5 protein-coding genes and 4 pseudogenes are annotated in these 6,943 nt (G+C 65.8%); 2 read left to right on the plus strand and 7 right to left on the minus strand.

What is annotated here, in order from left to right; all coding sequences use genetic code 11:
* Positions 1 to 17: 17 nt before the first annotated feature.
* The 3 genes and pseudogenes from WT16_RS01385 to WT16_RS01395 form a co-directional block, all read right to left on the minus strand.
* Entirely contained in the window at positions 18 to 1,208 is a 1,191-nt protein-coding gene (locus WT16_RS01385) for an alpha/beta hydrolase (protein ID WP_231892011.1), read from the minus strand.
* 168 nt (positions 1,209 to 1,376) lie between these two features.
* Positions 1,377 to 2,018: a CoA transferase subunit B gene (locus WT16_RS01390; RefSeq protein ID WP_009912671.1), complete on the minus strand. Its 642-nt coding sequence runs from the start codon at positions 2,016 to 2,018 to the stop codon at positions 1,377 to 1,379.
* 1 nt (position 2,019) lies between these two features.
* Positions 2,020 to 2,636, minus strand: a pseudogene (locus WT16_RS01395) (CoA transferase subunit A); the annotation flags it as partial.
* 2 nt (positions 2,637 to 2,638) lie between these two features.
* On the opposite strand from WT16_RS01395, the pseudogene WT16_RS01400 reads away from it, so the two are divergent.
* A pseudogene (locus tag WT16_RS01400) lies at positions 2,639 to 3,794 on the plus strand (acyltransferase); the annotation flags it as partial.
* A 146-nt stretch (positions 3,795 to 3,940) separates the two neighbouring features.
* On the opposite strand, the pseudogene galU reads toward WT16_RS01400, so the two are convergent.
* The 4 genes and pseudogenes from galU to WT16_RS34670 form a co-directional block, all read right to left on the minus strand.
* Positions 3,941 to 4,827: pseudogene (galU, locus tag WT16_RS01405) on the minus strand (UTP--glucose-1-phosphate uridylyltransferase GalU).
* Positions 4,821 to 5,102 (minus strand): hypothetical protein, encoded by a 282-nt coding sequence (locus WT16_RS35495; RefSeq protein ID WP_331457919.1) that lies wholly within the window; start codon positions 5,100 to 5,102, stop codon positions 4,821 to 4,823. The pseudogene galU and the gene WT16_RS35495 overlap by 7 nt, the downstream one beginning before the upstream one ends.
* Positions 5,103 to 5,246, minus strand: a complete 144-nt coding sequence (locus WT16_RS34255) for a hypothetical protein (protein ID WP_009915643.1) — start codon at positions 5,244 to 5,246, stop codon at positions 5,103 to 5,105.
* 138 nt (positions 5,247 to 5,384) lie between these two features.
* Positions 5,385 to 5,615, minus strand: a complete 231-nt coding sequence (locus tag WT16_RS34670) for a hypothetical protein (protein ID WP_231892014.1) — start codon at positions 5,613 to 5,615, stop codon at positions 5,385 to 5,387.
* On the opposite strand from WT16_RS34670, the pseudogene WT16_RS01415 reads away from it, so the two are divergent.
* Positions 5,526 to 6,637, plus strand: a pseudogene (locus WT16_RS01415) (acyltransferase). The gene WT16_RS34670 and the pseudogene WT16_RS01415 overlap by 90 nt on opposite strands.
* Positions 6,638 to 6,943 lie beyond the last annotated feature (306 nt).

Consider the following 6,943-nt stretch of genomic DNA (forward strand, 5'->3'; position numbering starts at 1 on the left):
CGGTGCCGAACCGCGTATTATGACGCGAGCGGCGCATCCCTGACGAAAAATTGGCGAGCGATCGCGATCTGCTCGACGCTCACGAACGCGGGCGCGTGGCCGGCCTCGGGGATCTCGACGCTCGACACCGCCCGCCCGCGCGCCTTCATCGCATCGAGCGTTTCGCGCGACAGCAGGTCCGACTGCGCGCCGCGCACGACAAGCAACGGCCCCGCGAACGCCTCGAGCGCATGCCAAAGCCACGCCTCGCCCTGCGCGTTCGTCTCCGGCGTGGCAGCCTTGAACGGCTCCGCGATCCGCGGGTCGTAGCGTGCGCGCCACGAGCCGTCCGCATCCTGCACGAGGAGCGGCCGGTTCAACGCGCGCCACTCGTCCGGCGTGAGCGGGCCGAACGACAGCGACAGCGACGTCAGGTAATCGACGCCCTCCTGCTCGGTCGCGAAGCGCTTGTCGAGCCCGACGTACTCGTCGATGCGCTCGAGCGCGGCGGGCTCGATGCGCGGCCCGACGTCGTTGACGAGCATCCTGCCGATCGGCGTGCCCGGCAGCCCGCCGAGCGCGAGGCCGATCAGGCCGCCCATCGACGTGCCGAACCAGTCGACGCGCTCGACGTCAAGACGCGCAATCAGCGTGACGACGTCGGAAACGTATTGCGGCACCCCGTAGAACTTCGGATCCGGCAGCCAGTCCGACCGGCCGCGTCCGGCCACGTCGGGGCAGACGACGCGATAGACGTCGGACAGCGCGGCCGCGAGACGGTCGAAATCGCGGCCCGAGCGCGTCAAGCCATGCACGCAGACGAGCACGCGCGGATTCGCGGGATCGCCCCATTCGGTGTACGCGACGTGATGCAGGCCCAGCGGACTCGCGCATTGCACGCGACGCTCGCGCGGGGAGACGGAAGTGGCAAGGTTCGATGACATCGGCGCTCCTGACGAACGATCGATCGGCACGGTCGAGCGCTCGGCGCTCCGGTTGCGACGAAGCGCCGAACAGATGAAGCGATTGTAAACCGCTTCGTTGCAGGCGGCCGGTCGGCCAAACGGACGGTCGCGCGACGCAAGACGGCCCGTGCGACCTATGTCAAGACAGAAACGGTCGATCGATCCGTTCCGGCAATCGCACGCCAGGAAAGTCAGATTCGCACCAGATCGATCGGCGTTGCGTGCGTTCGACGAATCGCCGCCCTTTCCGCTCGCGCGACGCATCTCGCCCCGATGCCCGACGCAACCAATCAAAACGCCCGCGTCTTCGCAAACGCGGGGCATTCTCTTTCACTGCCGCATGCGCATCGCGCGCGGAACCCACATCGGATTCCCCCAGCCGACGAAGCGCGGCAGCCGTGCGCCCCGCCGCCCGCGCGCCTTCGCGCCGCGTTACACGACCGCGCTCACGTCGAGCGGCGCGCCCGTCTTCGCCTTGATCTCGTCGACGGTGACGCCATCGGCAAGCTCGAGCACCTTCAGGCCTTCCGGCGTCACTTCGATCACGCCGAGATCGGTGATGATCAGGTCGACGACGCCGACGCCCGTCAGCGGCAGCGCGCATTCTTCGAGGATCTTGTGCTGATCGCCCTTCGCGACGTGCTCCATCAGCACGACGACGCGCTTCACGCCCGCGACGAGATCCATCGCGCCGCCCATCCCCTTGATCATCTTGCCGGGGATCATCCAGTTCGCGAGGTCGCCGTTCTTGCTGACCTGCATCGCGCCGAGGATCGCGAGGTTGATGTGCCCGCCGCGGATCATCGCGAACGAATCGGCCGACGAGAAGATCGACGAGCCCGGCAGCGTCGTCACAGTTTGCTTGCCGGCGTTGATGAGATCCGCGTCGACTTCGTCCTCGGTCGGCGACGGGCCAATCCCGAGCAGGCCGTTCTCCGATTGCAGCCACACTTCGATGCCCTCCGGCACGTGATTCGCGACGAGCGTCGGCAGCCCGATGCCGAGGTTCACGTAGAAGCCATCCTGCAATTCCTTCGCCGCGCGCGCGGCCATCTGGTCACGATTCCAAGCCATCTCAGTCTCCTTTCGCGCGCACGACGCGTTGTTCGATGCGTTTCTCCGGCGTCGCATTGAGCACGAGCCGCTGCACGAAGATGCCGGGCGTGTGGATCGCATCCGGATCGAGCTCGCCGTTCTCGACGATCTCCTCGACCTCGGCGACCGTCGATCCGGCCGCCATCGCGCACATCGGATTGAAGTTGCGCGCGGTGCGGCGGTAGATCAGGTTGCCGGACTTGTCGGCCTTCCACGCCTTCACGAGCGCGACGTCGGCCGTGAGCGACGGCTCGAGCACGTAATGCTTGCCGTCGAACTCGCGCGTCTCCTTGCCTTCGGCGATCACAGTGCCGTAGCCCGTCTGCGTGAAGAACGCCGGAATGCCCGCGCCGCCCGCGCGCAGCTTTTCGGCGAGCGTGCCTTGCGGCGTGAACTCGAGCTCGAGCTCACCCGACAGATACTGACGCTCGAACTCCTTGTTCTCGCCGACGTACGACGAAATCATCTTCTTGATCTGCCGGGATTCGAGCAGAAGGCCGAGGCCGAAGCCGTCGACGCCCGCGTTGTTGCTGATGCAGGTGATGTCCTTCACGCCGAGTCGCGCAGCGCCGCGATGAGCGCTTCCGGAATGCCGCACGTCGGCATCGCATCGCTTGGGACCTGGAATGCGCGCAGTCAAACACGTGAGAGGGCTCGACGGCCTGCGCGCCGTCGCCGTCACACTCGTCTTCCTGTCGCACCGCGCCGCACTTCGGCGCGGTCGACGTCGGCCAGATCGGCGTCTGGACGTTCTTCCTCATCAGCGGCTTCCTGATCGTCGGCGAGCTGCACCGCAGCCGGCTCGCGATCGAGCGCGGCACGTCGTGCCGCCGCTACGCGTTCTGGCTGTTCGCGGGCAAGCGCGCGCTGCGCATCCTGCCCGTCTACTACCTGCTGCTCGCCGCGATCGCGATCGCGCATCGCCATCTCTATCAGCACGACGTCGATCTCGGGCTGCGCTGGCACGCGGTGTTTCTATCGGACTATTGGATCGGCGTCGTCAAGGAGGGCTGGCCGGGCAGCACGTCGCACTTCTGGAGCCTCGCCGTCGAGCAGCAGTTCTACCTGATCGCGCCGATCGTGCTGCTCGCCACCCGCGCATCGCGCCATCTCGCGATTTGCGCCGCGACCGTCGCGCTCGCCGCCGCCGCGCATCTGCTGCTCTATTTGCAGCACGCGTCGCCCGTGCTCATTTACGCGTTTTCGCCGTGGAATTTCGCGTTGATCGCGCTCGGCGGCATCGGCGCAATCCTGCGCAGCGGCGGCGCGGCGGCGCCCGAAGGCGTCGCGGGCGCGCTGATGCCGTGGATCGGCGCGGCGGGCGCCGCGTTCTGCGCGACGCTCGCGCTATGGGCCGCACCGCTTTCCGCGACGGCGGGCGGCGTCGCGGACATCGGCCTTGGCGTGTCGATCGCCATCCTGCTGTTCTGGATCGTGAGCCGTCCCGAACATCCGGCCGTCTCGCTGCTCGAGCGGGCGCCGCTCGCGTACCTCGGCACGATCAGCTACGGGTTCTATCTGTTCCACAACCTGATTCCCGAGCGCATCGGCGTGATGCCGGGCCTCTACGAACGGCTGCGCGTTCCGCCCGCGCTGCAGGAACTGCTGCCCGAAATCCTGCAATTCCTGCTCGCGGTGCTGCTCGCGCATCTGTCGTGGCAGTACCTGGAAAAGCGCGTGCTCGACTACAAGAAGCCGCTCGACGCCGCGCTGCGCCGCCGGTTCGCGCCGAGCGAACGTCCGGCCGCGCGCTGACCGGCGCGCCGGAGCATGGGCGCGTGCCGCGGCGAGCGCCTTCCCGCCTCGCTCCGCTCCGTCCGGATACAAAAATGCCCCGGCTCGCGAGAACCGGGGCCAACGGAACAACCACCACACACCTTGGACGTCAAAAGACAGGGATGCTAAGCGACCGCGGCGAGCACCGGCAGGCAGTTGCGCAGGTACGCCTCGAATTCGCGGCCCACTTCCGGATGCTGGAGCGCGAGCTCGACCGTCGCCTTCAGATAGCCGAGCTTGCTGCCGCAGTCGAAGCGGGTGCCGTAGTAGCGGTACGCGAGCACCTGCTCCTCGGTCAGCAGCGACTGCACCGCGTCCGTCAGTTGCAGCTCGCCGCCCGCGCCCGGCTTGATCTTGCGCAGATGCTCGAAGATGCTCGGCATCAGCACGTAGCGCCCGACGACGCGAGATTCGACGGCGCATGCTCGGGCGCCGGCTTCTCGATGATGCCCGACAGCTTGATGATGTCCTCTTCCCACTCGCGGCCCTCGACGACGCCGTACGAGCGACTGTCCTCGCGCTCGATCGTCTCGACGCCGATCACCGAGCTGTGATAGTGGTTGAAGACGTCGACGAGTTGCTTGAGCACCGGCTGGTCGCCGTGCAGCAGATCGTCGGCGAGGATCACCGCGAACGGTTCGCCGTGCACGAGCTTCTCCGCGCAGAGCACCGCGTGGCCCAGGCCGAGCGCGGCCGGCTGGCGCACGTAGAAGCAGTCGACGTGGCTCGGCTTGATGCCGCGCACGAGCTCGAGCAGCTTTTCCTTGCCGCGCGCCTCGAGCTCGGATTCGATCTCGAACGATTTGTCGAAGTGATCTTCGATCGCGCGCTTGCTGCGGCCCGTCACGAAGATCATCTCGGTGATGCCCGCATTGATCGCCTCTTCGACCGCATACTGGATCAGCGGCTTGTCGACGACGGGCAGCATTTCCTTCGGACTCGCCTTGGTGGCGGGCAAAAACCGTGTGCCGAGACCGGCAACGGGGAACACGGCTTTGGTGACTTTCAACATGATCGCATCCCGAAAGTGTTGACGATTGGCCGGACGTCAAATGTCGGGGGCGCACGCCGGGCGCGGCTGCGCTCGACGGACGGTGCGCATCGGCATTCGACGCGCCGGCAACCCATCAATCTGAATAAAGATCCGCTCGCTCCGGCGCTGCTCTCATTAATATGAAAGAGTTGTCCGGATATAAGCATATTCGGATAATCGCCGCGAAGTCGGTCGATCTTGCCGACCCGCCGGGTGCTTCGCGACAATTTACCGATTCGATCCGGCGCGTTCAATTATTCGAATTCCTCCGAATACGGCGCGCCGCCGCGACCGAAGCCGAAACGGTTGATCGGCTCGTTCTTCAATGCGTCCCGATAGGCCGACAGAACGGCCATCACGAGCAATACGGCGCCGCTTGCAATCCAATGCATGTCCATCGCGCACTCCTTCCTTCAATCGACATGGGATCTCAAGCTATCAGAAAAAAATCGATAAATAATTTGCCGCCATGCCGCAACGTGAGAACCGTTACGAACGGATACGTTTAATTACATCTTATTCAATAGGCGATTTTTTTATTCTCCCGTCCGGATTTCTTGCGGATTACGATCGAATGGCGCCTTTTGCGCCTTTCTCATTGCAAGGAACCGGATCGCATGAATGCTTCGAGCATGGCGTCGGGTGCGCGGCCGAGCGCCACCGACCACAAGGAACACCTGATCGACGCGCTGCGCGGCTTCGCCGCGCTGCTTGTCGCGTACTTCCACTGCCGGCAGGTCGCGTGGGTGGGAATGCAGCACTTCCATCGGACGTATGGCCATTCGCTCGACCCGAGCGCGATCGCCGGCTACCTGACGTTTCCGTTCGCATGGGGCTCGGCCGGCGTGCCGATCTTCTTCGTGATCAGCGGCTATTGCATCCATCGCAACGCGGCGCTCAAGCTCGCCGCCGATCCGTCATACCGGCTCAACGCGCCGAACTTCTGGGGCGCCGCTTCGCGCGCATCTACCCGGTGCTGCTCGCCGCGCTCGTCGCGACGCTCGTGTTCGATTCGGTCAGCCTGCAGTTCGAGCCCGTCAGCCACAAGATCCGCGACATCGGGCTCACGTCGTTCGTCGTCAACCTGCTGTCGCTGCAGGGCGTCGCGGGCTACACGTACGGCTCGAACGGCGCGCTGTGGACGCTGTCGCTCGAAGTGCAGTTCTACGCGATCTATCCGCTCCTCTTCGCGGCGCGACGCCGCTTCGGGATGCTGCCCGTCGTCGTCGCGATCGCGCTCGTCAACGTCGTGTCGGCCTGGCTGCTCGAACGGCACGATCTGCAATTCTTCACGTCGTACTGGCTGTCTTGGACGGTCGGCGCGTGGATCGCCGACGTCCGCGCGCAACGCGACGCGCACGCCACGCCGGCGCCGTCGCGGCTCTGGTACGCGGCCGCGGCGGCCGGCGTCGCGCTCGGCTGCGTCGCGTTCCATTTCGGGCAGTATGGCGCGTTTCAGCTATGGGCAGCCGGCTTCGCATGCTATCTGTACGCGGCGCTCGCGCGGCCCGTGTCCGCGTCCGTGCCGATGCGGGCGCTGTCGTGGTTCGGCGACTTCAGCTATTCGCTGTACCTGATCCACCTGCCGTTCTTCGTGTGCCTGGCGTCGGTGCTGTATCGCTCGGAGCTGCAGTTGTCGATCTGGCCGTCGTTCGCGTTCATCGCGGCCGTCGTCCCCGTCGCGTACCTGTTCTACCGGATGTTCGAGCTGCCGGCGATGCGCTGGTCGGCGAGCCTGAAGCCGAAGCGGGCCGTCGCGGCTGCCGCGCAGCGGCAGATGCCCGTCTGACGGGCAATGCGCGCGGCTCACGGCGCGCGAGCCGGCTGCGTGCAGTCGCCCTCTTGAAACCGGCAGGACAGCCAATCGAGCCGGATCGCCGCCACGGCACGAATCCATGCAGCCGACGCTCGCTTCATCCTCCGTCAGATCGCGCATTGGCACGGCGGCGTCGCGACGAACGGCTTAACGTGGTGTTGCCGCAAGCGCGCAACCCGCTGCGGATCTCACGTGGATTCGGATATCGGCCGACAGCGCGTCTTGTCCGGACGTCGACGAAACAACCGGAAATGAACGGCCGCATGTGTGCATCGGGCG

The sequence above is a fragment of the Burkholderia sp. MSMB1589WGS genome (assembly GCF_001636105.1).
GTDB classification, from domain to species: Bacteria; Pseudomonadota; Gammaproteobacteria; order Burkholderiales; family Burkholderiaceae; genus Burkholderia; species Burkholderia humptydooensis.